Annotated in this window: 22 protein-coding genes; 13 read left to right on the top strand and 9 right to left on the bottom strand. The window is 43.8% G+C overall.

The genetic code is table 11. The features are described 5' to 3' along the window. Nucleotides 1-5: 5 nt before the first annotated feature. From NO989_RS01725 to NO989_RS01710, 4 genes are all read left to right on the top strand, one after another. Nucleotides 6-806 carry an enoyl-CoA hydratase/isomerase family protein gene (locus NO989_RS01725; RefSeq protein WP_371341960.1) on the top strand — a complete coding sequence of 267 codons (801 nt, stop codon included), beginning with the start codon at nt 6-8 and terminating at the stop codon, nt 804-806. After that, nucleotides 796-2814 (top strand): acetyl-CoA carboxylase biotin carboxylase subunit, encoded by a 2019-nt coding sequence (locus tag NO989_RS01720; RefSeq protein WP_371341959.1) that lies wholly within the window; start codon nt 796-798, stop codon nt 2812-2814. Before NO989_RS01725 ends, NO989_RS01720 begins: the two co-directional genes overlap by 11 nt. A 4-nt stretch (nt 2815-2818) precedes the next feature. Then, on the top strand, nt 2819-3715 hold the full coding sequence (locus NO989_RS01715; protein ID WP_338853667.1) for a hydroxymethylglutaryl-CoA lyase: 897 nt from the start codon (nt 2819-2821) through the stop codon (nt 3713-3715). Nucleotides 3716-4030: 315 nt separating this feature from the next. Then, complete coding sequence (locus tag NO989_RS01710; RefSeq protein WP_371341958.1) at nt 4031-5008, top strand: hypothetical protein; 978 nt, start codon at nt 4031-4033, stop codon at nt 5006-5008. Between the two features lie 6 nt (nt 5009-5014). Here the strand turns inward: NO989_RS01710 and NO989_RS01705 are convergent, their stop codons facing one another. Further along, nucleotides 5015-6169, bottom strand: a complete 1155-nt coding sequence (locus NO989_RS01705; protein ID WP_156078240.1) for an MFS transporter — start codon at nt 6167-6169, stop codon at nt 5015-5017. Nucleotides 6170-6245: 76 nt separating this feature from the next. Next, nucleotides 6246-6779, bottom strand: a complete 534-nt coding sequence (locus tag NO989_RS01700) for an SRPBCC family protein (protein WP_014976267.1) — start codon at nt 6777-6779, stop codon at nt 6246-6248. Between the two features lie 705 nt (nt 6780-7484). On the opposite strand from NO989_RS01700, the gene glgC reads away from it, so the two are divergent. Next, nucleotides 7485-8771 carry a glucose-1-phosphate adenylyltransferase gene (gene glgC / locus NO989_RS01695; RefSeq protein WP_278344227.1) on the top strand — a complete coding sequence of 429 codons (1287 nt, stop codon included), beginning with the start codon at nt 7485-7487 and terminating at the stop codon, nt 8769-8771. A 69-nt stretch (nt 8772-8840) separates the two neighbouring features. Here glgC and NO989_RS01690 read toward each other — a convergent pair whose 3' ends face one another. Beyond that, nucleotides 8841-9653, bottom strand: a complete 813-nt coding sequence (locus NO989_RS01690) for an alpha/beta fold hydrolase (protein WP_014976265.1) — start codon at nt 9651-9653, stop codon at nt 8841-8843. 71 nt (nt 9654-9724) lie between these two features. Beyond that, nucleotides 9725-11047: an MFS transporter gene (locus NO989_RS01685; protein ID WP_014949150.1), complete on the bottom strand. Its 1323-nt coding sequence runs from the start codon at nt 11045-11047 to the stop codon at nt 9725-9727. Between the two features lie 169 nt (nt 11048-11216). On the opposite strand from NO989_RS01685, the gene NO989_RS01680 reads away from it, so the two are divergent. Continuing rightward, nucleotides 11217-12032: an acyl-CoA thioesterase II gene (locus NO989_RS01680; RefSeq protein ID WP_283626786.1), complete on the top strand. Its 816-nt coding sequence runs from the start codon at nt 11217-11219 to the stop codon at nt 12030-12032. 39 nt (nt 12033-12071) lie between these two features. On the opposite strand, the gene NO989_RS01675 is transcribed toward NO989_RS01680, so the two are convergent. Next, nucleotides 12072-12917, bottom strand: coding sequence for an HDOD domain-containing protein (locus NO989_RS01675; RefSeq protein WP_014976262.1), 846 nt, complete (start codon nt 12915-12917; stop codon nt 12072-12074). A 489-nt stretch (nt 12918-13406) separates the two neighbouring features. Here NO989_RS01675 and NO989_RS01670 point away from each other — a divergent pair, with 489 nt between their 5' ends. Next, complete coding sequence (locus tag NO989_RS01670; protein ID WP_371341957.1) at nt 13407-14696, top strand: glycosyltransferase; 1290 nt, start codon at nt 13407-13409, stop codon at nt 14694-14696. Nucleotides 14697-14717: 21 nt separating this feature from the next. Here NO989_RS01670 and NO989_RS01665 read toward each other — a convergent pair whose 3' ends face one another. Both NO989_RS01665 and NO989_RS01660 read right to left on the bottom strand, forming a co-directional pair. Next, nucleotides 14718-15110: a SufE family protein gene (locus NO989_RS01665; RefSeq protein WP_110287960.1), complete on the bottom strand. Its 393-nt coding sequence runs from the start codon at nt 15108-15110 to the stop codon at nt 14718-14720. 16 nt (nt 15111-15126) lie between these two features. Beyond that, nucleotides 15127-15522 carry a DUF2750 domain-containing protein gene (locus tag NO989_RS01660; protein ID WP_039227089.1) on the bottom strand — a complete coding sequence of 132 codons (396 nt, stop codon included), beginning with the start codon at nt 15520-15522 and terminating at the stop codon, nt 15127-15129. 317 nt (nt 15523-15839) lie between these two features. Between NO989_RS01660 and NO989_RS01655 the strand changes: the two genes are divergently transcribed. The 5 genes from NO989_RS01655 (at nt 15840) to NO989_RS01635 (ending at nt 20962) form a co-directional block, all read left to right on the top strand. Beyond that, a complete protein-coding gene (locus NO989_RS01655) occupies nt 15840-16559 on the top strand; it encodes a hypothetical protein (RefSeq protein WP_371341956.1) in 720 nt (239 codons plus the stop codon). A 182-nt stretch (nt 16560-16741) separates the two neighbouring features. Then, nucleotides 16742-17551, top strand: a complete 810-nt coding sequence (gene xthA, locus NO989_RS01650; protein ID WP_187446438.1) for an exodeoxyribonuclease III — start codon at nt 16742-16744, stop codon at nt 17549-17551. Nucleotides 17552-17594: 43 nt separating this feature from the next. After that, nucleotides 17595-18236: an energy-coupling factor ABC transporter permease gene (locus tag NO989_RS01645; protein WP_110287957.1), complete on the top strand. Its 642-nt coding sequence runs from the start codon at nt 17595-17597 to the stop codon at nt 18234-18236. Nucleotides 18237-18347: 111 nt separating this feature from the next. Then, nucleotides 18348-19523 carry an FIST signal transduction protein gene (locus tag NO989_RS01640; RefSeq protein WP_371341955.1) on the top strand — a complete coding sequence of 392 codons (1176 nt, stop codon included), beginning with the start codon at nt 18348-18350 and terminating at the stop codon, nt 19521-19523. Further along, nucleotides 19520-20962: a sensor histidine kinase gene (locus NO989_RS01635; RefSeq protein WP_371341954.1), complete on the top strand. Its 1443-nt coding sequence runs from the start codon at nt 19520-19522 to the stop codon at nt 20960-20962. The genes NO989_RS01640 and NO989_RS01635 overlap by 4 nt, the downstream gene beginning before the upstream one ends. A 24-nt stretch (nt 20963-20986) precedes the next feature. Here the strand turns inward: NO989_RS01635 and NO989_RS01630 are convergent, their stop codons facing one another. After that, nucleotides 20987-21550 carry a phosphoribosyltransferase gene (locus NO989_RS01630; RefSeq protein WP_014949139.1) on the bottom strand — a complete coding sequence of 188 codons (564 nt, stop codon included), beginning with the start codon at nt 21548-21550 and terminating at the stop codon, nt 20987-20989. A 77-nt stretch (nt 21551-21627) separates the two neighbouring features. Further along, nucleotides 21628-22938 carry a lipoprotein-releasing ABC transporter permease subunit gene (locus tag NO989_RS01625; protein WP_371341953.1) on the bottom strand — a complete coding sequence of 437 codons (1311 nt, stop codon included), beginning with the start codon at nt 22936-22938 and terminating at the stop codon, nt 21628-21630. A 192-nt stretch (nt 22939-23130) separates the two neighbouring features. Here NO989_RS01625 and NO989_RS01620 point away from each other — a divergent pair, with 192 nt between their 5' ends. Further along, entirely contained in the window at nt 23131-23733 is a 603-nt protein-coding gene (locus tag NO989_RS01620) for a PilZ domain-containing protein (RefSeq protein ID WP_014976255.1), read from the top strand. Nucleotides 23734-23765 lie beyond the last annotated feature (32 nt).

The raw sequence follows: 23765 nt of genomic DNA, 5'->3' as shown, positions 1-23765 counted from the left end.
AGGTAATGGAACAATCAGTGATTTACAGCGTAGATGAAAGAAACATTGCCACTGTTACTTTAAACAGAGCTGAAAAACATAATGCCTTTGACGACGAAATGATAAACAAGCTTACTCGCGTTTTTAAAAAAGCGGGGGAAGATAAAAGTGTTAGGGCACTAATCCTAAGAGCTGAAGGCAAAAGTTTCAGTGCAGGAGCCGATCTTAACTGGATGAAAAAAATGGCCAGTTATACCGAAGCGCAAAATGAAAGTGACGCACTTGCATTAGCAACCATGCTGCAGACGCTTTATAAAATGCCGAAGCCCACAATAGCAAGAGTACAAGGTGCAGCTTTTGGCGGTGCTGTTGGTTTAATTGCATGCTGCGATATTGCTATTGGAAGCAAGCTCAGTAAATTTTGCTTAAGTGAAGTTAAAATTGGCCTTATTCCAGCAACTATCAGCCCTTATGTGGTAGAAGCAATGGGCGCACGAGTATGCCGACGCTACTTCCAGACCGCTGAAGTATTTTCTGCGCGCAGAGCAAGACGACTTGGACTTTTGAGCGAATCAGTAACAGAAGACGAACTCGATAGCACTATCGACAATATTTTATCAAACATACTGAAAAACGGCCCCCAAGCAGTGGCGAAAGCAAAAGACTTAGTGCAATGGGTGTCTACGCAAGAGATTAACGATGCGCTTCTCACAAAGACGAGCAAACTTATCGCACAAGTTAGGACATCTGAAGAAGGTCAAGAAGGTCTGTCAGCCTTTTTAGAAAAGCGCAGTGCTTCATGGGTGGAGGTTAAGAATGATAAATAAATTACTAATTGCAAACCGTGGTGAAATTGCTTGCCGCGTTATAAAGACAGCCAACGCTCAAGGTATAAAGACGGTAGCCGTATACTCTGACGCCGACAAAAATGCCCTTCATGTACAAATGGCTGATGAAGCTGTTTATCTAGGGCCATCTCCGTCGAAGGAAAGTTATTTACGAGGCGAGTTGATCATTGAAAAAGCAAAGGAGCTTGGTGTAGACGCTATCCACCCAGGCTACGGCTTTCTCTCAGAAAATGCTGAGTTTGCGAATCTATGCGCCAAAAACAATATTATCTTTGTAGGCCCACCAGCATCTGCAATTGAAGCGATGGGCTCTAAATCAGCCGCCAAACACATTATGGAAAAAGCAGGTGTTCCTTTAGTCCCAGGCTATCACGGCGACGATCAAAGTGAAGCGGTATTGAAAGGCGCTGCCGATGATATGGGCTACCCAGTCCTATTAAAAGCCGCTGCTGGCGGTGGCGGTAAAGGTATGCGCCAAGTTTGGAGTGAAAAAGAGTTTTCTCAAGCATTAAACGCAGCCAAACGTGAATCTATGGCGAGCTTTGGTGACGACCACATGCTGGTTGAAAAGTACCTGACGCGCCCTCGTCATGTTGAAATTCAAGTTTTCTGTGACACCCATGGCAACGGCGTATACCTTTTTGAACGTGATTGTTCGGTTCAACGCCGACACCAGAAGATTATTGAAGAAGCCCCTGCCCCCAATATGTCTCAGTCAGTGAGAGAAAAAATGGGTGAAGCGGCTATACTCGCGGCGAAAGCCATTAACTATGTAGGTGCGGGAACGGTTGAGTTTTTACTTGATGAAGACGATTCATTTTACTTCATGGAAATGAATACACGCTTGCAAGTAGAGCATCCTGTGACAGAAATGATCACCCGTGAGGACTTGGTTCACTGGCAATTAACTATTGCCGAAGGAAAGCCCCTTCCCAAACAACAAAATGAACTTACCTTAACAGGACACGCATTCGAAGCGCGCATTTATGCTGAAGATCCAAACAACGAGTTTCTGCCTTCTACTGGCACGCTGCGCCTATTACGCACACCAAAAGAAAACGACGTAGTTCGCGTTGATTTCGGCGTTGTTGAAGGTGATGAGGTAAGCGTTTTTTACGACCCTATGATTGCCAAGCTCGTGGTTTGGGGAGAGAACCGTGAGATAGCGCTCAAACGCTTAATTAGTGCATTGAGTGACTACTATATTGACGGTGTAAGCACAAACATCGACTTCTTAAAGCGTGTCGCTACACACCCTGCGTTCGTTGCCGCTGAGCTTACAACTACGTTTGTGGAGAAACACCATGATTCGTTGTTTAGCGCGACAAGTAATGATGCAGCTAGCGATGACACCCAAGTAAACATTCCTGTGATGGCATTGCTTTCACTTTTATATAGAAAAGTTTCTAGAAGCGATAAAACCCCATCTGTGTGGTCAACCGCCGGTGGGTGGCGCGCTAACGCAAATCACACAGAAACTCTTGCATTGCTTTGCAACCAAGAAGAAGTGCATGTTGGGGTCAAACACCAGCGTCACGGGACTGAAGATGCTTGGGAGCTATCTGTTGGAGACAATTCCTATAACGTGAAAGGCAAGCTGGTAGATAGTGCTTTGCATGCAACAATTAATGGGTACAAATCAACATTTACGTATTCAGATAATGATGGCGTGTTTACACTCTTCAACAAAGACACCCATGCTAAGTTCAGCCTAATCTCAGCATCTCTTGGTGATGATAACGATGATAATGGCGACGCTAATTTCAGTGCCCCGATGAACGGAACCATAGTGGCGCATTTGGTCGAAAAGGGTGTGTTGGTCAAAAAAGGCGAGCCTATACTAGTTATGGAAGCGATGAAAATGGAGCACAGCATCATTGCCCCGCACGATGGTGCAGTGGAAGAGTTCTTTTTCAATCCCGGTGAACTAGTTGACGGTGGCGCAACACTGTTGGCGTTCTCCACTAAAGAAGCTGCCGAGGTTTGATGTGATGTTTCCTAAAGAAGTGAGTATTGTTGAAGTAGGTCCTCGAGATGGCCTTCAGAATGAAAAGCTGGCCTTAAGCGCCGAACAAAAGATTGAACTTATTCAACTTCTTTCTAAAACTGGCCTTAACCGTATCGAAGCAGGAAGCTTTGTATCACCCAAATGGGTGCCCCAAATGGCAAACTCGGATGCGGTTTTTAAGGCGCTTAGCCCCGAAGACAAGATTCATTATTCTGCATTGACACCCAACCTTAAGGGCTTGGAAGCAGCCATTGAAGCGGGTGCGAAAGAGGTTGCAGTATTCGGTGCTGCCTCTGAATCCTTTTCACAAAATAACATTAACTGCTCTATAAGCGAGAGCTTAAAGCGTTTCGAGGCTGTGTTTGACCTGGCAAGCGAAAACAAAATCAAAGTGAGGGGCTACGTTTCGTGCGTAATGGGGTGTCCTTATGAAGGTAAAATTTCACCTAGTGCCGTTACACAGGTGAGTAAGGAACTTATTGACATGGGGTGTTACGAAGTATCCCTTGGCGATACTATCGGCGTAGGTACACCAATGTCTACAAAACTGCTATTAGATGACGTCTTAAATGAGGTTGATGTCAGCAAAGTTGCCGCCCATTTCCATGATACTTATGGACAAGCGCTAGTGAATTTATACACTGCCCTTGGATATGGCATCTCTTCCATTGATTCAGCTGTTGCAGGACTTGGAGGCTGCCCGTATGCCAAAGGCGCAAGTGGGAATGTTGCAACTGAAGACGTCCTATATATGTTGAACGGTATGGGTATATCAACAGGTATAGACATGGCGAAATTGTTAAAAGCGTCTTCTTACATTTCAGAACTTTTAGGCCGCTCTCCCGTGTCGAAAGCAGCTAATGCGCTTCTAGCAAAATAAAAAACTGATGGGGGGATGCGGTAATACGCCCCCTCTAAGAAAGACACCCACCCTAATTGTGAAGTCTCACTTTAAATCACCGTTTATGTAATGGGTGTCTTTATAAGTTTATAGGCACAAACTCAAAAATACATTCTTTCACGCTCAGCTAGTTCGCTTTGCAATAGATGTCTCTTCAAATATTCATTACTTTTCAGCGAAAAGTCTTACGTTGGGTGTCTCTTCTAAAACAAAACAAGTCCATCGGTCAGGTCACAACTCAATATTCTCAATGCTAAGGTCACACAATGACTAATTACCTTGCATTTATCTAACATGGCTCAAAGCAGAAAATCTCTCATTAGTTTAAAAGATACACCCTACTATCATTGTATATCTCGCTGCGTGCGCCGTAGCTACCTCTGCGGGTACGACCGAAACAATAGAGTTAGTTACGAGCATCGAAAATCGTGGGTAGAACAACGGCTGTTATTTTTGAGCCGGGTATTCGCGATAGATATTTGTGCTTACGCTGTTATGAGCAACCATGTCCATATCGTTTTATGCGTGAATAAAGAGGCAGCGCTCTCATGGTCATTACAAACTGTGTTACATCAATGGCATAAAATGCACAAAGGAACCGTACTTACTCAAAAGTTTATGAAGGGCGAGATCTTGAGCGAGAGTGAGTATGAGACAGTTAAAAGTACTGCTGATGTGTATAGAAAAAGGCTCTACGACATAAGCTGGTTTATGAGAAATTTAAACGAGTATATTGCGAGAAAAGCAAACGAAGAGGACAATTGTACTGGCAGATTTTGGGAAGGTCGCTTCCGTTCACAAGCATTGCTAACAGAAAAAGCCCTACTGTCATGTATGGCATATGTTGACTTAAACCCTATACGCGCAAAGGTCGCAACGGACCTACAAGACTCATATCACACAAGCATTAATAAGAGATTGAACACGAATATTTCACAAAACAAGACAATAAAAGGGTTAATGCCATTAAAGAGCCACCAACGATGTAGAAACACTCGCAGCTTAGATTTCACATTGAATGACTATTGCGATCTTCTTAACCAGTCAATCGAACTGTTGCGCGACACCGATTTGACAGCCGCTCAAACGAGACCCATTCAACATGTAAAACCTCTTGGTGTATGCCAACATCATTGGCATCACATTATCAGTGATTTCGAAAACGTGTTTTCAGTCGCGGCAGGAGACGGTTCATCTATGCGGAAGTTCCAAGCAAATACTAAAAGAAAACGAATGGCCAAAATATCTTCGGCAGCGATATGTTTTGACTAAACCATTCTACTTCTCGTCAGGTAAGATAACAGTAGTGATAATTGCCAGTAACAGCATACCAGCCATAATATAAACCACTGAAAAGGTTAAAACAGGGGTTAATGCAGCGTAAAGTGCACCGAATGCTAATAAAATCATACCTATAGCCGTGTTTGAGAAGCCAACCAGCTCTGTTCTTTCATGGCCTTCTTTAACATCTAAACTATATGTTTTCCGTCCGGTTCTTACGCCAGCATGGGATACGGATAACAAGAAAAACAACAGTGCAGAGGTTACAATCGTCGTCGTTTGCAATGTAAGCAAACCAATGCATGAAATTATTGCGAGTAACCCTGAAATTTGAAGTGTTAACTTTGCGCTTTTGTCTGCAATCTTTCCCCAAATTATTGATGATAAAAGAGCAGCAGTTGCTTCGGCTCCTATATAAATAGGAAGCAGCTCTTTTACATCTCCATTTTTTTCTATCATAAAATAAGGCGCAACCAAGGCTGAGTGAACGAAAAGCCCTCTTACCAAAATGAATTTGTAAACCGTGGCGTCGAAGTCAATACTAAACGCTTTTTCCTCTTTACTACCCACATCTACCGTCGTTTTAACAGGCCATACACATATAAGGGTCAAAACAAATGATAAAAGACTCCCGCACAAGACTATCAGCAGCACGTTCGAAGAAAGAGAGCCGTCGTAAATTGTCAAAGGTATAGCGATAACAAGGGTGACCATGCCTGAAACGGTAGATGCAATTCCGATTAGGTTACCCCGCTCTCCTTTCTTAGCTACGTCAGCCTCCATATCTTTCACGGTAAGAGAACAGGCAGAGCGACCCAGGCTCAAGAAGACAAGGGAAATAAGTATCAAGGTACCCGCCAAGCCCCCTGAAAATGAAATGACCGCGAGCAGCATACAGAAAACTGAAAGCGTTTGTGTGAGCATACCGACACGCCAAACCAAGTGCCGCTGAGTATGTTTTCGAAGATAAATGCTAATAAGTACTTGAGGCAGAAGCGCGCCCGACTCTCTAATTGGAACCAGCCAGCCTATCATCCAAACTGGTGCGCCAATGCTAATAAGAAGTGCGGTCAAGGTTGTTTTAGCAGAGATCAGAAGGTCGGCTAGTTTATTAAGCGAAAGGCCTGTAATAAGTAAATTTTTTTGTTTCATGGAAGGTAAGCATGCACCGCAATTCGATTGAACATATACGGTGCACTTATTCAGTCAGATCAGAAAGTTGTATGCCCTACCCAGCGTTTTCGGCGAGTATTTTGAGATTTTCTAGACCCATTTCGAAATCAGGACCAATCATGCTGTCCATCATCAAAGCAAAATATTTGTTTATTGGGTTATTATCTACCGAACCTTCATCTCTCCAGGTTACAAGAGAACCATTTTCTGTAGGCTCAATTTCTACGACGCCCGATGAACCCATGTCAAAATCGGGAAAATATAATCGGTACATCACACGTCTGTTATGCTCTAGTTGCGTAATCTCCATTTCTCCATTTCCCTCGGTTTCACTTAACCACTCGGAACGCATCCCAATAGCTCTATCAGGCCCTGAATAATCAAGTTTCATATCAGGATCACGCTTGAACCATACGCCCCATTTCTTCCACTCTTTCAAATCAACGACATAGGGATATATTTCTGATGGCTGAGCATCAATATTAATTGTTCTTTCAACGCTGTAATCTTTAGGAATAAAAAAGCTTGTTGCGACAAATAATACGATAACAACACCTACGACCATTAAGAGTTTTTTTAACGCTCCCATCTGAGACTCCATAAAAGAATTGACCCTTCAAATATAACATTTAATTAACATTTGTCACTTAAAGATCTTTCTTGCTAATTTTACTGTTAGATAGACACCCATCCCGTCATGTTTAACGCAGTTGAAAGCAAATTTATACACAAAATAACTATTATGAGCCTTCTCTTTCGCGTTACCGAGAAAGGACACTCAGCAATAAAACCTTATGATGTATGAAGTAACCACTTCGTTTATCGAGCAAAGTGTAGACTAACTTTCTACAGTTTAAAAATGGGTGTCTACACAATGACTTGCTTTGATCGAGGGTCTTTTCTGGATGCGCATGATGAAATTGAGTTGCGTGTCTCGCTAACTTTTTTATCGTCAAATTTACTAAGTAACTAACTCATAGTAGCGATGGGTGCCATGCTAATACTTTAATTCTAGAAGCCTATTCCAGCTTAAGAATAAAAGATAAGGGTGGGTGTCTCTGTAAGGGCGAGAGCCCCCCAACCTACAATTTTTTAAAAACATTTACCATTTCATCACAAAGCATGAAAATCGCGCTGTCATTCTAAATTATCTTGTGTAATATGGATTTAGGTTATCAAGAAAGCCTGTTCAATCAGGCCTATCATGCATAGCGCAGTCAATCGCAACACTTCGTTTTCTTTTTATATTTCTATCGATACACAGTTGTCGCTTTATTACAGGAGTTTATAGGAAATGGCAGATCAAAGTTCTCGTTACATCAGTAACCTTACTCGCGATACATATGCGCTCATCCTCGCGGGTGGTAAAGGTTCTAGACTACACGAGCTCACTAATTGGCGAGCCAAACCGGCACTTTATTTCGGCGGTAAATTTAGAATTATCGATTTCCCGCTATCAAATTGTGTTAATTCAGGTATCCGTCGAATAGGCGTGGTTACCCAATACAAGTCGCATTCTCTTATTCGTCACTTGGTTCGCGGTTGGGGTCATTTCAAAAAAGAACTTGGCGAATCTGTAGAAATCCTACCCGCTTCTCAACGTTTCTCCGACAGTTGGTATGAAGGAACCGCAGACGCGGTCTTCCAAAACATAGATATCATTCGTGATGAGCTTCCAAAATATGTCATGATCCTTTCAGGCGACCACATATACCGTATGGACTACGGTGATATGTTGGCCAAGCACAAAGAATCTGGTGCAAAAATGACGGTTTCATGTATGTCAGTGCCCTTGGAAGAAGCCGCGGGTGCGTTTGGCGTTATGTCGGTTGATGAAAACTATCGTATTAACGGATTTGAAGAGAAGCCAGCTAACCCGACTCCACTTCCTAATGACGCAACGCGCTGCTTAGCATCTATGGGCAATTACGTGTTTGATACAGAGTTTTTATTCGAGCAATTACGTGTTGATGCTGAAAATATGGGCTCGCAGCGAGACTTCGGTAAAGACATCATTCCATCAATCATCGCCGACCACCCTGTATACGCCTATCCTTTTGAGAAAAGTGGCGGAGACAACGCCTATTGGCGCGACGTAGGTACTATCGATTCATTTTGGGAAGCCAATATGGAAATGGTTGCTCCTGTACCTCAATTGAACCTCTACGATAGAAAATGGCCTATATGGACATACCAAGAGCAACTGCCACCAGCAAAGTTTGTTTGGGAAGACCACGACAGACGTGGTGAAGCGATTAACTCCGTAGTTTCTGGGGGCTGTATAATTTCAGGCTCTACACTTCGTTCATCTATTTGCTTTTCCAACGTACGCGTACATTCCTATGGCCTTATTGAAGACGCCGTAATTCTTCCTGATGTGGAAATTAAACGCCATTGCAAGCTGAAAAAGGTGATTATTGATCGAGGTTGTGTCATTCCTGAAGGCACTACAATTGGTTACGATCACGAGCAAGACAAGGCACGTGGGTTCCGCGTATCTGAAAAAGGCGTGGTACTGGTGACGCGAGAAATGTTAGGTCAACCCGTGGGTGGACTAAGCAAGCCTAGAAAGCACGACTAACTCATTTATCCTAATGTTATGGCGAGATTGATTTTAGCGTTAAAACGCTTAAATCAATCTCTGTAATATTTAATTCGCCTCATTACTCCACTGCGTTAATGTACGCTCTATAAAGCTCGCTACCTGCTCAGGGTGTTCTAGTGGAAACATATGGCCACCATCGAGCACGCTATGCTCAATAGCATTATGCTTCAGAAGCCGCGAGTACATTTCTGGCTTACATACGTTACTTTTGCTTCCTGTCGCCAATACGGCCGGACACTTAAGCTTTCCTTTATATTTACCCAAATTGTGCGGAACATTGCGAAACAAATCTGCTTCTACTTCTGCACGAAATGTGAGTGAAATATTGTCCCCCTTCAAGGCGGTTACAGATTTTACATAGTCGCGCACGCATCGTTTATCCATATCCCTAAACAATGCTTTGCTGTGAAAGTACGCCACCATATCAGTATTGCTTGGCCAACTGGTATTGCGTGTTTGCGCGAGTTTCGCTGGCGTTAGCTTGTTTATTAACGGCGTGTGTTTCGCGAATTTAAAAAAGTAACTTAACGGGCCGACAACAAGTGGCGGATCGAATAAAATAATGCCTCTGAACAGCTCTGGCGCTTCGCAAGCCGCCATGTAGGTAATTACAGCACCAAATGAATGCCCAATACCATACACGCCTCGCGGATCCTTGTTCTCTTTTTTTATATGCTTGATAAGTTCTTGAACTTGATTGCGCCAGTTACCATTCACTGGAAGCTGAGGGTCGTGTCCGAAGCGCTCAACATGAAGACGGTGAAAGTGATCAGGTAACGCTGAAAACATCGCATTATAACTACCTGCCGGAAATCCATTTGCATGGGCAAAATGAAAACTCAACTCTGACGATGTCACCAATACACTCCTTTATACTCAAACAACAAAGGGGCTTTAAATCAGCCCCTTAGCATGAAAGTTCGATAATACTATAAGCCTCTGGCTTCTGCCATTTCCCAATCTTTTACAATCTTCGTGCTCGTCCATAAGAACACGGCAATAGAAAGCGCGTAAGGAACTACTAGGTAGATGAGTGCCTGTCTCAATGCCTCGGTCTCGCCTAAAGATGGCACCAATGCTTGGCTAATAATACCCGTCAGCGTTGGGCCACCGCCCAGCGCAATGATGTTCAATACAAAGAAGAACAACGCTGTCGACATGGCTCTTACGTTTATTGGAGCCAGTGTCTGTGCCATCGCAAAACTTGGGCCTAGGTATGAACCACTGGTGAATAACAACAGCGCCATGAGCCCTACTGATAACCACAAATCTTGCACTTGTAACGATGCATAAAATGCCGGCACACCAATAATTAACGCGATAGCGGGCAATAGCGCATAAGCTTTTTTATTGTGCTTACCCCATCTATCAGCAATATAGCCCCCTAGCCATACACCGAGCGCATAGGCGGTGCCGTTGATAATGCCAAAAACGATTAGCAACTGTGTAATATCTAAACCCGCAAAGGCGCGAACGTAGTAATCAATTACCCATGTCGATATGGCATAGTTACCGAATGATCCAAAGGAAATACCCAGAGCCATTCCCCACCACGTCGGAATTTTTAGTAGCATCTTGAGCGACGACTTTACACTCGGCTTATTCGCATCATCTGCGCTTGGTAAAGAGACCGTTCTGGCAGGTTCCTTGACCGTGAGCTTAAGCAAAATAGCCAGTAACACCCCTGGAATACCCACGCTGTACATTACCGTTCGCCAGTCGGCAGAACCGCCCTGTAAAAAGAACGCTGATGCAAAAAACGCAAGCATGACGCCAAAAGGAATACCTAAAGAGTATATTGCGAGCGCGCCCGCGCGTTTTTCTTTAGGGAATAAGTCAGAAATAATACTGTGGGACGGTGGACTACCACCCGCTTCACCAATGCCGACACCAATACGTGCTATGGCAAGCTGCATGTAATTGGCAGCTAACCCAGATGCAGCGGTAAATCCACTCCAAAGCGTTAGAGAGATCGCAATGATATTAACGCGGCTGTACCTGTCGGCAAGCCATGCAATTGGGATCCCCATCACGGTATAAAGTAGCGCAAAGTAGATGCCTTTAAGCCACCCAAGTTGGGCGTCATCTAACCCCAAATCGGCTTTGATAAAAGGAGATAGAATCCCAATGATTTGCCTGTCTATAAAGTTAAAGGCATACACCAAGGTTAATATGAATAGAACGTAATTCCGGTAACTTCTAGATGCTCCTGCTTCTGCAGCGGGAATACCTTCAACGTGAGTATGGGCCATAACAGTCCTTTTGAGTGACAATAGCCCAGTCTATGCATTAGGCAAAAAAATAAACAACTAATTGTTACTTATTTGTTAACATAACGAAAATTTCTAACTGAGGCTTTTCGTTCTATAGCGCTTAAGGTACGATGACAAACACTTAACTCATCAGACCAGACAAGCAAATATGACAGTAGATGAATTGCTCAATATTCCTCAATTATCTCAAACTTCGGAAAACACATGGAAAGTTGATGGACTAGTTATCCCTAAGACGTGGGGACAGGGACGAACTGCGTTTGGAGGAATTTCTGCCGGTATGCTTTACACCGCAGTAAAGCAGCAAGTCACTGATAACCGTGTGCTGCGCTCTTTTACCACCAACTTTGTCGGTCCCCTATCTCTTGAAGCGCCTTTTTCTATCGAAGTAACGCTACTTAGAACAGGGAAAAATGTCTCTCAGTTCACCGCTCATGCTATTCAAGACGGCAAAAGCTGTGTTTTTTCGCAAGCCTGTTTTGGTGTTGCGCGTCAGTCAGGTATTCAAGTTGAGAATACAGATACACACGACATGCCTCAGCCGAATAAAGCAAAGTTCATCCCGCAAATACCTAAAGTTACGCCTAAATTCTTGCGCTATTTTGATTTGGCAATTGAAGATGGCGGCATTCCATTTACGCGCAGAAAAACCAGCCATTACCACGGCTTTATGCGCTTCAAACAGGCCCCCGAAGCCATCACTGATGCACATATCATTACTATGATCGACGCATGGCCACCTACACTTTTACAAATGATGAAGCTTCCGGCACCAGCCAGTACAGTAAGTTGGAACTTAGAATTTATCCATCCTCACAAGCCGGTAAGCCCGACAGACTGGTTTGCTTATAAAGCTCACACAAGACAAGCTGCAGATGGTTATGGCCATACTGAAGCGACGATTTGGGATAAGGATAATGAAGTGATTGCCATCAGTAGGCAAACCGTAGCGATTTTCGACTGATCGCTACGGCATTTCGAAAAGCACGTTAAAAACGTTACGTTAATACAGCATAAACGCGTTAGGGTTAAACAGGGAAATTACCGAAATACACTGCAGGTTGGTTATATCTAGCGCGTCTTCTAAATCTTCGCGATTAAGCGACAATGCCTCATGCAATTCTGGCTTTAAGTTGTGATAACTCGGGTAGATCTCAGGGTTAACGTTATCGAGTGCCAACACATAGGAGAGTTGTAGAATCTTCTCATCTGTAGAAGCAGACTCCTCCTCTTCTTTGTGGATACTGGCAATTGGCGTATAAATAGAGCTTGGAATATCCCACTTTTCAATTAATCTTGCCGATAATTCCGCATACGTGAACCCTAGCACTCCAAATTGAAGTTCAGCAGGACTTACTCTGGTGTTGAATGCCTGACAACGGGTTGCCGACTCAGGCAAAACCGAAACGGTTACCAGCTCGCCTATGTTGTGAAGCAGCCCCGAAACAAAGAGTCGCTCAGGCTCACGAATATTGCGCATATCGGCAAAGTATTTTGCCAAGAGACCGCACGATACACTTTGCTCCCAAAACTTGTCGAGATCGATACGTTGACCGTCTACATCACTGAATGCTTGGCTTACGCCATAAGCCAGTGCCAAGTCGTAAGTGGAGCGAGTCCCCACTACCTGGATGGCTCTTGTGACGGTGTCTATTTTATTAGGAAAACGATAGAGCGCTGAGTTTGCTACTCTTAGCAATTGCGTTGCCAATGACGGATCGAAAGCAATAATATCGCCGATGTCGTCAATGCTTGAAGCTTCATCATCCATACAAGCTTTAAGTCGAGTTACCGAATCAGGTAAAACAAAGAGGTTTTCCGCTTTCGAAACTAATTCATCTAAATTCATTCGTGCACTCTCTTTCATGCCGCCTTTGTCAATATAGCGTTGAAGGCACCTCCATTCGCCTTGTGTCCATTAAGGTATAGGCACAAAAATGTAGTTGGTCAATAAGTATCAACTAGTAAAAAAGTATGATTTCTTTACTAATCATTAAGTTAACCTGAATCCTTCATAAGCCGTGATACCGCGGGGCTCATTTTCAATTTGAAAATCTTGCTTTACGCTGAACATCAACAATTCACGCAACGCCGCTGATACGCACTACACTCGTGTATTCAGCGCATCTCTGGAAGGCCTGTATTATAGCTTTTTGCCCCTTTTTACATACAAATAATTCTAATACATAGAAAAACTTAGGGTAATTACCCATAAGAATTAGATTTTCTAAGGAACACTTGCTTTTGTAATGACCAATTCAAATTTATGGTAGTATTTGCACACTATTTACTATGCCCTTGATGGCAAAATTCTTAAAGCAAAAGTTGTAATCCATCCATGTTAAATGTCGCTGTTATCGGTTATGTGTGGCCTGAGCCAAATTCTTCGGCCGCGGGCCAAAATATGTTAGCTATTATTAAGCGTTGCTTATCTGCCGATTTCAATGTGACATTTCTGACCGCTGCCACCGATAGCGACCATAAAGAAGACCTTACAGCATTAGGCGTTGATGTGCATTCTGTGGCATTGAATTGTAGTTCTTTTAATAGCCAAATAGCGCATATAAAGCCTGACGTTGTTATATTCGACCGCTACATGACAGAAGAGCAATTTTCTTGGCGAGTAAAAGAAGCGCGCCCAGATGCACTTCGAGTTTTAAACACTGAAGATTTGCACAGCCTGCGTCAGGCTAGGCACGAAGCGGTAAAACAGGACAATGATGCTCGCCTTGCTCAGTTAAATAGCGAATTGGCGCAAAGAGAAGTTGCAGCAATACTAAGAAGCGACCTTACATTAGTAATTTCAAAACGAGAAATGGCGCTTTTGACGGAACATTACGGTGTACCTAGAGCGCAGCTCCAATACCACCCTCTTGTTGTAGGAAAAACGCCCCTCGTGACGCTTCCTTTTGAGGAAAGAGCGCACTTTGTTCATATTGGAAACTTTCGCCATGCGCCTAATTGGGACGCGGTCCTGCAACTAAAGCAAAGCATATGGCCTGAGATAAGAAAAGCGCTACCTAAAGCAGAATTGCACATATACGGCGCTTACCCGCCTAAAAAGGCCACCCAACTGCACAACGAAAAACAAGGCTTTTTGGTAAAAGGTTGGGCCGAAAATGTGGAGTCTATAATGTTGAGTGCAAAGGCGCTGATCGCTCCTTTACGATTTGGCGCAGGCATTAAAGGCAAACTAATTGATGCGATGCGCTGCGCTACTCCTAGTATCACCACGTGGATAGGCGCAGAAGGTATCACCTCAACCGCTTCAATCACTGCTAATAGCAATATACAGGAAATCGATGATCCAAAGCAGCTAGCGCAATGGCCTGGTGCGCTTTGTAGCGCGAATACAAATGACGCAGCGGTTATTCAAGACTACGTCAGACAAGCTGTGGAACTTCACAATGATAAGTCTACGTGGGATAGCGCTAGTAACTTAACGGCGACAATACTTAGCTCATTTGAAAGCGAACAGCCAGAAGTGCCGTTAATTGAAAGAATCATTGGTTTAAAACAGTCGCTTAACACGCATAGAAACGGTTTATTTTTGCAAAGCTTGTTGTGGCATCAAACACTGACAGCGAGCAAGTACATGAGCCAGTGGATTGAAGCAAAAAACAAATAACGGCAGCCACTAGTTTAGCGGCTAGATGCCCTTTAATTTAGCTATTACAGATTTAATCCCGTTTCCACGGGACTGACTTAAGTAGCGTTCCAGCTGACAGCGAGACAAATATCTCTCAAAGTCGAATTCACTGCGCTGCTGCGGGGTTAACTCGTTTGCTTTTTCTAACAATACTGCAAGCACGCCGCGGATCACTTTGCTAGGCGAGTAAGCCATCAAACTGCCTTGTTCGTCAGAAGTTGCGAGCCATACCGGGCTTTCACACCCTTCTACTTCTGTTTCAGCCAAACGTTTTTCCGCTGGAAGCGGGACAAGCGATTTACCCGCAAGCATCAGTGTACGAGTAAAATCGTCCCACCCTTTCGCGTTAGCCAAAGATGAAGCCAGAGGAAGCAAAGTTTCGAGAGAACTCATGATCTCTATACCTTGCTTAATTTCCGCTAAGCTCTGAGGCTAAGTCATCTGCAGTCATAACTAGGTTTTCAACATCACTCGTGGTGGGGAACATTACTAGCTCAACGCCATTCTTATCAAGGCCTGGCAACCAAGTTTGCATAAACTCATCGAGCGTAATATTCACGCATTGGCCTTCAATTTCGTTTATATCTACAAACTTTTGAGCTAAATCGTGATGCGGGAATACTGGTAGCTGAACGCTTTCACCACCTTCAAACATCACAAAACCTTCACTACCTTGCACCATCCAAATTTCATTTGCTTTTGCAATATAGCTCACTACAAGCTCTTGTCGGTCTTCTGCACTTAGCTTCATCGCTTGCTCGATAACCGCATCACTCAATTTGTCTGCAACTGTTTCTGGAAACACGTTATTTCACCTATCTCAAATTTTGCGGCAAGTATACCTGCCCCAGTAATAGGCGCAATGCAATAAACGTTAAAAAAGCCCCCTCGGCTAACACACTTACAAAGACACCCATCCATAGCTCTTCTTCATCATCAAAAACATTATTAAGAAGACACCCAAGTTTACCCCTGAAATTACGGGAATCACTCCCGGTTGTAACTCGATCAGCCATTACATTATTAACATTGACATTTTTCGCCCGTTACGAAGACACCCATGATAAAGTTAGAGCAAATCATTCAACGCTGTGAAAGCTTAAACGCAAAGACCTTTACCTCATGCGCAATCTATTTACTGCTCTTAAGCAAGACACCCATGCCAACCACGCTATCTTGGAAAATACCTTTCCCTTCTCGATGTACCACAAAGATAGTGAGTTTAACCATGAGGCCTATCTTGCCATCCTTAACATCATGAGGGTGTTTCACCAAACAACAGCAGAAACCGTAAAACAGGCTGCACTCCAGACCCCTTCCCTTAACCGCATCGCCTCAATGCTCAATAGGGAAGTTGTTCTACTAGCGCTTAACAATGACACCCACGCGTTGTCGTCCGCAACACTGTCTGCTCAACAACGTTACAGTGACACCCATGCCAAGCTCGAACCTACTACAAGAATAAAAAACAAAGATGAGCCAGTCTTAAACGCCCAGGCTATCGCACAGTTAACTCCTTGCTCCAATTCAACCACCAGCCATGCCATCGCAGCCATCTATGTATGGTTGGGCTCATCAATGGGCGCCAACATTATTGTTAGGCGGTTAGAAGCCATGACGTTAGATATTCCTACCGAGTATTATCAAGCGATGGCAGGATGTGCCAAAGCATGGGTGTCTTTCAAACAAGACGTAGAAACACTCTTACCCGAGCTCGGCCTAGATAATGAAAGCTTTGTTAAGAACGCGGTGCAAGACGCAAATGCTTGGTTTGAGTTCTTGATTTCACTCGGTAAGCGCACGGCACCAAATGACACTCCCTACCATGAGGCAAACGTGTGATTAAGGGATGACTAAATTTATGCTAATGACGAGCTTTTATACACAGCGATTTCACCATTAGCTATAAATAAACTTAATCTAGCCAATCGACTGAATGCATTAATATAGTGGCAAAACGTCGTTAAGCGGCCGTGCAGTTTCTGGTAAACTCTAGCCAAATTCGAAGCAACCACTAAAAAAGCATGAAAGTAATCTCATTTAATATAAACGGTATTCGCGCTCGTCTACATCAACTTCAGGCGGTTATCGACGCACACCAACCCGATATTATTGGCTTACAGGAAATTAAAGTTCACAACGAACAGTTTCCGGTAGAAGCCGTTGAGGCCATGGGCTATCACGTTTATTTCCACGGACAAAAGAGCCATTACGGCGTTGCTTTTTTGGCGAAGAAAGAGCCGCTTTCTGTGTCGATGGGTTTCCCAACAGATGACGAAGACGCCCAACGTCGCATGATTATTTTAAAAACCACCGATGATGCTGGCGAGCCCGTTACCGTTCTAAATGGTTACTTTCCTCAAGGCGAAAACGAAAAGCATGAAACCAAGTACCCAGCTAAGCGTAAGTTCTACAAAGACTTAATGACTTATTTAGATGATAACCACACACCAGATGACAACGTGATTGTTATGGGCGATGTCAATATCTCTCATACAGACTTGGACATTGGTATTGGTGAAGACAACCGCAAACGTTGGCTGAAAACTGGAAAATGCAGCTTCTTGCCGGAAGAGCGTGAGTGGTTGAACACAGTGATCGATTGGGGCTTTGAAGATAGTTTTCGAACTCTCAACCCAGAGACAAACGACAGGTTTTCGTGGTTCGATTACCGCTCAAAAGGATTCAACGATAATCGTGGCCTTCGCATAGATTTGATTTTGGCAACAAAACCGCTTCATGCAAAACTACATGACGCCGGTATTGATTATGAGCTGAGAGGCATCGAAAAGCCGTCTGATCACGCGCCTATTTGGGCTGAGTATAAAGGGTAAACAGTACTAAATACTGCTCCCCGCCATTAACTAAGGAATAAAAGTGAGTTCACTACAACTGCTAGCATTGCTGATTTACGGTGTATTTCTACTCGGTGCGGTCAGGCATGTGGACTTTACTCATTTTGCGAGTAACAAGCAGCAGCAACACCTTATCTTTGGTACTGCTGCTTCGCTTTTCGTTCTCTGGTTGTTTAAAGCAGGCATCTTCGAGGGCTTAGATGTTCATTTTCTAGGCCTTTCAGTTTTGACATTAATGCTCGGCTTTAGAAACGCTATTATTGCATCGTTTATCGCGCTATTAGGCGCAAACGCAGTCGGCTACGGAAGTTGGGAAAACTTTGGCGTTAACGGGCTACTCGGCACCGTTGTACCTATTGGCATAACCTATCTATTTTATATGCTTTCTTTTCACCGTATCCCTCGACAACTTTTCGTGTACATTTTTGTTTGTGCCTTTTTCCCTGCCGCTCTTTCTATTGCATTAAAGACGCTAACGCTCGGTGCGTTTTATTACATTGAAGGTACATATACTTGGGACATCATTTTTGACAACTACGTTTTGCTTATACCACTTTTGGTCTTTCCTGAAGCTCTGTTAAACGGTATGGCGATAACGCTTTTAGTGATCTACCAGCCAACGTGGGTTTATACCTTTCACGACAAGTTTTACCTCGATAATTAAGTTCTCTTCAACACAGTTACTGTAACTCGTGTAACTCTTCAACTAATGTTTAATAAGCTTTTCCTAATTTCAATCTATTATTAAAGAGTATGGTTGAGTGGTAAAGGCCGAATGTATATACAAACATTTTCGTTGGAGTGTAACGAAGCACCTAGTATGGCGTCCGAAATAGATAGGTTATTTAGTGAAAATACACCTTCACTCGTTATTGGCTACGGCAATGCAGACTTACCTTTTAACGAGCTTCAACATGGCCTTAGCGCGTTTACCGCGCCTTATTTCATTTCCAGCTCTTGTTTAGGAGCGCTACTTTGCGACGGCAGTACCGTTGACGCGGGGTGCCAGTTAGCGCTTTTTTGTGTGAATGACGATGGTGGAGCCTACGGCGTTGGAAGTGCAGACGCCTCCTGCTACAGCGCCTTTGAAGCTGGCGCCATCGCGTTACAAAATGCGCTAAACAATGCGGGAAGACCTTATGAAAGCCCAGCGTTAATTTGGTGTGCGTTGCCGCCAGGAGAAGAAGAAAGAATACTTGAAGGTTTCGCCAGCATTGTAGGGACTCAAGTTCCTATTTTTGGTGGTTCAATGGCAGACAACACGGTTTCAGGCGACTGGACAACCGTTACAAAAGATGCGTGCGGACCAAACACTGTGGTAGTTGCAGTTATGTATCCCTCTACTCCATTAGGGGTGAGTTATAGCTCAGGATACAAGCCAACCGATACCCTATTTAAAGCAACGAAAGCGAAAGGACGCCAACTACAACAGCTTAACAATAGCGGTGCAAGCACCGTTTATAACAAAGCGACCAATAACCTTATCGCTCAACAGCTATATGGCGGTCAAATTTTAGGACTAACATCGTCAGCACCGCTAGGCAGACCAGTAGAATTAGACAACGGTGCGGTGAATTACCTTCTGTGCCACCCCGATTCTGTCGATGAAAGTGGTGCACTACATGTTTTTTCAGAAGTAGAAGAAGGTGAAGAGTTGGTGTTGATGGAAGGTAGCATTTCTAGCCTTACGTCTCGTGCAGAGCGTGTGATAAACAATGCGGTTATGTTGCTGCCCGAAAATAGAAAGCCTGTTGGCGTACTAATGATTTACTGCGCAGGATGTCGCTTGATGGTTGGAGACGAAATTAATTTCATGCTGAATTCGCTGCAAGAAAAATTTCCAGCATTACCTATTTGCGGCCCGTTTACTTTTGGCGAGCAAGGGCGCTTTTTAGATGGCAAGAACAGACACGGCAACCTTATGATATCAGCGGTAGTGTTCTCTCAATGAATAAAGATTACGAAAATGTTTTAGAAGATCTAGCGCTTGTTTACCGCCTTAAACAGCAGGCTGAGGCACATAAGAAGGAAAGCGATGCTTTGCTAGAAGGCACTCGCGTATTACTTACCGCAGAGGACGAACAAGACCTTTATAAAAAAATGTTTAGTGTGTTCAAAGGACTGTATAATTATCAAGTTTGCTTTGTTCTTGAGAATGAAAGCGCTGGCAAAATGAGGTGCATTAACAGCACCCATCCACCGCTACTTAACACCGTATGGCAAATCGATGACACGCTCTCCCGCGCGGTAAAAAGTGAGCCTATAGCACTATTCAACATCAAGCAGCAAGCGACGTGGCAACGCCACCTATCCTTATTCGACACGCCCGTCACCTCTGTACTTTATTGTCCATTTAAAGTACATCAGCAACACGCAGTTATTGTGTTTTGCCATCAAGCTCTGGGTTATTACACCCAAGAATTTGTGGATATGGCTAACAGATACCATACCTTTACCGAGCAAATGGCCATGGGGATGCAGGCTAAGCTAATGGCGCTTGAAACGGTGAGGTTGAAAGAAGAAAAAGCCATTGTAGAAAAAAGCCTTATCGATTCAGAAAAAATGGCATCGCTAGGTTTACTTGCCGCTGGTGTTGCCCATGAAATTAATAACCCTGTTGCTTTCATTAATAGCAACATTCACTTTTTACGGAACGTGCTGCCTGCGCTATCGCAAATGCAAGAAATCGTCTTACAATTGGCAGCTAGCGCAACCGACGATGAGAGGCTGAAGGTAGCTGAAGCTGCGAAACAGTGGAAGGTTGAAAATAAGATTGATTCATTAAGCGACGAAATTGCAGATATTTGCAGCGAATCAGAGGAAGGCCTAAATAGAGTTACAGACATTATCACCAGTCTTCGCTCTTTTTCCCACGATGCAGATATTCCCGATGATGAAACCGTAAACGTGAACGACTGCATAGCTCACGCCTTGCGATTAGTAAACAGTGAATTGAAGCACCGCATAAAGATTCAACAGCACCTAAGCGATGTGCCTTTAATTAAGGGAAAAACAGGAAAATTAAACCAAGTATTAGTCAATTTATTCGTAAATGCTGCGCAAGCGATGGAAGATGGGGATAAATTAACTATTTCTTCGTTTGAAGAAAAAGATCACACCGTCATAACGGTAAAAGATACGGGCTGCGGTATAGAAAAGCATGCCCTCCAAAAGCTCTTTGAACCGTTTTACACCACCAAACCAACCGGCAAAGGCACTGGATTAGGACTTTATATCTCGTTCTCCATCGTTGAAGCGATGGGGGGAACCATTAGCGTAGAAAGTGAAGTAAACGTGGGCACCACATTTACCCTATCTTTTCCAACGAAGTTGGAAGATAAAAAAACCGCACAAGCGTGCGGTTTTGATACGTTTAACAGCAACTCCTAGTCGCTTATATCAAGCAATTACTCACTACTTTTTGAACAAAATGTCCATAACGTCAGCCAGCTCGCCTTTGCCTTCACGAATTTCTTCTTCCGACAAACCCGCAATTTCATGAGGGAAAACTAGCCATTCATCACTTTCGTTAACGTAATAATCTGGCACGATGTCTGTTGTGTTGTTTTGCGGCTTGTACCACGGACATGCAATGCGAATATCTTTAGGCATGTTCAAACGCATTAGTTTATTAATTTGCTTAATAAGTGCATCTACGCTGCGGCCTGAATCGAAAACATCATCAACAATCAACAACTTGTCATCAGCATTCGCGTTTTCTACCAAGTAGTGTAATCCGTGCACACGGATCTCTTTCGATTGTTTGTTTATTCCGTAGTAAGACGATGTACGTACTGCGATATGGTCGGTTGACGTATTCTTAAATTCAAAGAATTCTTGAACCGCGATACCAATGGGAGCACCACCACGCCAGATACCAATAATAAAGTCAGGGCGAAAGCCGTCTTCATACACCTTTGCCGCTAGGCGAAAGGAATCCTGTAGAAGCGATTGCGAGGTGATAAAATTCTTGTTCATGACGTCTCACTGGGCAAAATTTAAAAGACCGCGAGTATAGTGAATTTTGCACTAACTTGCACGGTAAATTCAGCGATTTATTCGTTTTGGAGCGCTTGCGATGGTGCAATTTTCATCGCTTTGCGCGCTGGATAAACGCTGGCTAAAACACACAGTAGCAAAGACAGCAAAGCAATGCCTGCAATTTGTACAACGTCCATTTCAATTGGCAGCCCTCTACCGTCTGCCGCTAAGGCTAACGGCGACCCGATAAGGTCCAAAATGTTATTTAATTGGAGCGTAATCACTACGCCTAATACTAGACCAATGCCAGCGCCTTTAATGCCGTTAAACAAACCGTTTAACACAAAAATCCACATTACTGAACTGGGTAACATACCTTGAGTTTGGAGTACTGCGATATCGCCTTGTTTTTCCGTTACCACCATTACCAGTGCCGAAACGATATTAAATGCCGCTACCGCGATAATAAGCAGCAACATGAGTGTCATCATGTTCTTCTCCATCTTGACGGCATCAAATAGCGGCCCCTGACGCTCACGCCAAGTCTTCATATTATTTACAGAGACACCCACCCTATCGGTGAGCGCGCTAACAACTGCTTGGTAGTTAAAAGCGTCATCTAAAAAGAGTCGAAGCGATTGTTCGCTACCTTTAGGATCTCGCATTAAGCGGTTCACATCCTTAAGGTTCATATACATCACTTTGTCATCCATCTGCGAGCCCATATCGAAGACACCCACCACGGTTACAAGCCGTTGACTTGGCATTCTTCCAAAAGGTGTATACACACTTGCGCCTGCCACCATAACCCGCAATCGGTCTCCAACCCGCGCTTCAAGTTTTATGGCAAGTGAGCGCCCAATAATGGCAGCAAAACTCCCCTCAGTTAAATCGCTAAATCGCCCCTGCTCCATGTGGTTTGCTACCAAAGTGTGCTCAATCATTACTTCAGGTTGAACACCGTGAACCTGAACACCACGCAAGTCCGAGCGAGACTGCACTACTGCTTCAGCTTCCCTGTAAGCCATAGAGGCAACAACGCCTTCGATGGGTGTCTCGCTAATTTCTTTTAAAGTCACTGCCTGCGTTTTTTCTGCAGTTTGCGTGGGTGTCTCTGTAACTTCGTTTTCGTTGGATGTCCTGCTAGGATTCTCGCTTATGATGGGTGTCTTTGTAATTTCAATATGAGGGACAATGCCTAAGATGCGCTGTTTTAGCTGCCCTTCAAGGCCATTCATCACCGATACAACGATAATGAGCGCCATCAATCCCAGTGCAATACCGGCCACTGAAAATCGATTAATAAATGAAACAAAACTGGTTTGGCTTGCTTTGTTAGACTTGGCATAACGATAAGCAATGAATGCAGAAAGAGGATAAAACATAGCGCCTTGCTTTTCAGTAATACGGTAATCTGCCTTATGTTTAGCTATGCTTAATGAATGAGAAATTCAGATAAGTAGCCCAAAGACGAGATGACGGGTTAACCCCAAAATAGTAAAGTGAGTATACTACGTGTGATCGGTATACTACTTATAAGTTACTAACTGCACAAGAATTAGTGGCAGAGGAATGATGTGAGCGAACTTAGCCTAGAACAAAAAAAAGCCCAATTCGATGAATATTTTTCTATCGCACATCGCATAAACGCCAATATGCGCCCGTTAGGTGAAGACGAAGTAGTGCCTGATGAAGAGAACTTAGAGGAGTCGATGCCGTATGCATTTCGCATTGCCAGCGAAATGGCCGCTATTGAAGCACAGGCAATTCGTCCGCTTCGCAACCTAAGTGATCATGCTGAGTCGCTGGCTGACTACTTAAACCATCAATCTCGAAAAATTGACTTGATGATGTCGTTCGTTTTGCACCAGCAAGACGAGCCAGAGTTTCGCTTCAAAACCGTAAAGCTCGGTGGTGGCGGTGTGGTCATCGAGTCAAAAGAAGCATTGGATGTGGGCGCCAAAGCGGAACTTAAACTTTTCTTGGATGCCGAAGCAGCAGCAATATTTTGTTTTGGCGAAGTAATTACTTGCGAGCAAGTAGAAGACCGTTACCATATCGCCTTTATTTTTAACACCATTCGAGAGCAAGACCAGGAGCTTTTAGTTCGCGCTAGCTTGCATATTCAAACGCAACAGCTAAGAAAGCGGGCAAAAGAAAAAAAAGCGGGATCTGAATAGACCCTAACATCAGTATATAAGCCGTAAAACTC

Origin of the sequence: Alteromonas sp. DY56-G5 (genome assembly GCF_041414725.1) — a bacterium.
Taxonomy (GTDB): Bacteria; Pseudomonadota; Gammaproteobacteria; order Enterobacterales; family Alteromonadaceae; genus Alteromonas; species Alteromonas macleodii.
Note: the sequence above shows the minus strand (reverse complement) of the source record. Positions and strands in the feature narration are given on the sequence as shown.